The sequence below is a fragment of the Acidithiobacillus sp. TH-A36 genome, assembly GCF_057473445.1.
The window spans coordinates 1-3,015 of sequence record NZ_JBYCKP010000028.1 but is presented as its reverse complement, the minus strand read 5'-3'; the positions used below and the strand labels follow the sequence as shown (position 1 = coordinate 3,015).

Annotated in this window: 4 protein-coding genes; all 4 read left to right on the top strand. The window is 55.9% G+C overall.

Features of this window, described 5'->3' with window-relative positions; translation table 11 throughout:
* A partial coding sequence (gene dapD, locus AC2VLY_RS00705) for a 2,3,4,5-tetrahydropyridine-2,6-dicarboxylate N-succinyltransferase (protein ID WP_486921594.1) occupies nt 1-711 on the top strand: 711 nt, incomplete at its 5' end.
* Nucleotides 712-723: 12 nt separating this feature from the next.
* On the top strand, nt 724-1,872 hold the full coding sequence (gene dapE, locus AC2VLY_RS00700) for a succinyl-diaminopimelate desuccinylase (protein ID WP_486893902.1): 1,149 nt from the start codon (nt 724-726) through the stop codon (nt 1,870-1,872).
* A complete protein-coding gene (locus tag AC2VLY_RS00695) occupies nt 1,865-2,683 on the top strand; it encodes a septal ring lytic transglycosylase RlpA family protein (protein WP_486893901.1) in 819 nt (272 codons plus the stop codon). The genes dapE and AC2VLY_RS00695 overlap by 8 nt, the downstream gene beginning before the upstream one ends.
* Nucleotides 2,684-2,694: 11 nt before the next feature.
* The coding region (locus AC2VLY_RS00690; RefSeq protein ID WP_486921593.1) for a sulfotransferase at nt 2,695-3,015 on the top strand (321 nt) is incomplete at its 3' end.

The following is a 3,015-nucleotide window of genomic DNA, read 5'->3' as shown; positions in this document are numbered from 1 at the left end:
CTGGATAAAGGCGTGCTTCGGGTTGCCGAAAAGCGTCATGGCGAATGGGTGACCCATCAGTGGATCAAAAAAGCCGTGCTTCTGTCTTTTCGCCTCCACGATAACAGCCGCATTCCTGGTGCGGAGACCAATTTTTATGACAAGGTGCCGGGCAAATTTGCCGACTATAACAGCAACGACTTTCGCACCGGGGGCTTTCGCGTGGTGCCTCCCGCCACCGCCCGGCGCGGGGCTTTCATTGGCCGCAACTGCGTACTGATGCCTTCCTTTGTGAACATCGGCGCCTATGTGGATGAAGGCACCATGGTCGATACCTGGGCCACGGTCGGATCCTGCGCCCAGATTGGCAAAAATGTGCATCTTTCCGGAGGCGTCGGCATTGGCGGCGTACTGGAACCGCTGCAGGCCAATCCCACCATCATTGAAGACAACTGTTTCATTGGTGCGCGTTCCGAAGTTGTGGAAGGCGTCATTGTTGAAGAGGGCTCGGTGATTTCCATGGGCGTATTCATCGGTGCCAGTACCCGCATTTTCAACCGGGCAACCGGTGAAATCAGCTATGGACGGGTGCCTGCCGGTTCGGTTGTGGTATCCGGCAACCTGCCCTCTCCAGATGGTAGCTACAGTCTCTACTGTGCAGTTATTGTCAAACAGGTCGATGCCAAAACGCTCGGCAAGGTGGGCATCAACCAGATTCTGCGAGATATCTGAAGGAAGCCGTACATGGAAAAAAGCAGCGTGCTGGCCCTGGCGGAAGATCTGATCTCCCGACCTTCGGTGACTCCGGAAGATGCCGGCTGTCAGGACCTGATGATAGCGCGGCTGGAAGCCCTGGGTTTTCGGGTGATCCGTCTGGCAGCCGGTGGCGTTGAGAATTTCTGGGCAGAACGCGGATCTTCAGGGCCATACCTCTGCTTTGCCGGACATACGGATGTGGTGCCCACCGGCCCGCTGGAAGCCTGGCACAGTGATCCCTTCACCCCCAGCATTCGCGACGGCATGCTCTATGGGCGCGGTGCAGCCGACATGAAAGGCAGCCTGGCGGCGATGATCGTGGCGGCTGAACAGTTTATTACCCGACATCCTGATCACCTCGGCCGTCTCGCGTTTCTGATCACCTCTGACGAGGAGGGTATTGCTACCCATGGCACCCGCCACGTCGTGGATTGGCTGCGTGATCAGAATACCCAGATTGACTGGTGCGTAGTGGGTGAACCTTCTTCGGAAAACCGTCTGGGCGATGTCATTAAAAACGGGCGGCGCGGCTCCCTGAATGGACGTCTGACCGTGCAGGGTGTGCAGGGTCATGTAGCCTATCCTGACAAGGCCGACAATCCCATTCATCGGGCTTTTCGCCCGTTGGCCGATCTGGTGGATCAACAATGGGATGCAGGCAACCAGTATTTCCCACCCACCCGTTTGCAGTTTTCCAATATTCACGCCGGTACCGGCGCCAATAATGTCATTCCTAGTCATCTGACTGCCGACTTCAACTTCCGTTTTTCCACAGAGTCCACCCCGGAATCCCTCCAGGCTGGCGTCCATGGTCTTCTCGACGCTGCGCAAATCCATTATCAGATTGACTGGCAATTGTCGGGACCCCCCTTTTTTACGGCTCCCGGCACTCTGGTGGCGGCCACCCAGCACGCTCTGGAAAAAATTCTCGGTCATCCGGCCAGCCTTTCTACGGGTGGAGGAACCTCTGACGGACGTTTCATTGCGCAACTGGGCGGCCAGGTGGTTGAGCTTGGCCCCATCAACAGTACCATTCACAAGCTCAATGAATGTGTGGCGGTGGCAGACCTGGAAGATTTGTCGCGGATTTACGGCGAAATCATGATTCATTTATTGGGGCCCCGCCGGGATGATTAAGCCCGTAGCGCACTCACTATATGGTCTGCTGAGCGTCGCTGCGTTGCTGATCAGTGGGTGCGCCGGCGTCAGCCAGAAGGCCCCTCAGGGCAAGCTCACCGCCCCGGCGGCTGCAGCAAGCTGCAGTGCGCCGGCTCCCAACCTGCGGGCTGCCTATAATCGCAGCTATCAGATTCATGGACGGTTTTATCACCCCCTGCAAAGTGCCGCCGATTACAATGTGCGTGGACTGGCTTCCTGGTATGGCTGGGAATCCGGTTCCAAAACTTCCATGGGAACCCCCTTTCGTCCCCGGGCTTATACGGCGGCCAGCCGTGACTTGCCGCTCCCTACCTGTGCCCGGGTCACCAATTTGAGTAATGGCCGGAGCATCGTTGTTCTGGTGAATGATCGCGGACCCTTTGTGGATGGACGCAGCATGGATCTCTCCTATGGGGCAGCCAGCGCCTTGGGGATGACCCACCAGGGTACGGCGGCAGTGCAGATAGTCGCACTCGCCCCCTCCAGCATAACCCCGACCGGAGCAAATGGTTCCGGGCCCAGCGTCCCAATGCATACCCAGGAAATTCAGGGACCAACCCAAACCTATTTGCAAACCGGCGCTTTCAAAGCCCTAAACCACGCGACCGCAGAACGTAATCACCTGATTTCAGAAGGCTTTCGGGATGTTTTGATTGTGCCTGGCCTGGTTAAAGGCCAGCAGTTTTACAAAGTCCAGGTAGGCCCTCTTCCCGATGGCATTGCTGCCGTAAAGGCTGTCGCCGCCATGAAAAAAATGGGTTTTCATGATTTTTATCCGGTAGAACAATAAGCGGCTTGGTAATGCGTGACTTCATCTGGCCGAATTTTTATATTGTTGGTGCGGTAAAAAGCGGTACGACTTCCCTTTATGCCTACCTGAAGCAGCATCCTCAGGTTTTTCTGCCTAACATGAAGGAACCGCACTATTTCACCCAAGCCCATCCGCGTCCCGAACAGGATCATTTAATCCAGCGGGTGTCCAGCGAACGTGAATACCAACATTTGTACTGGGGATCCGAAAATTTTATACGCATAGGAGATGCCAGCCCTTCTTATTTATGGTGCCCTGAAGCTGCAGAACGTATTCATAAAGTAAGGCCGGATGCCCGGATTATTGTCATT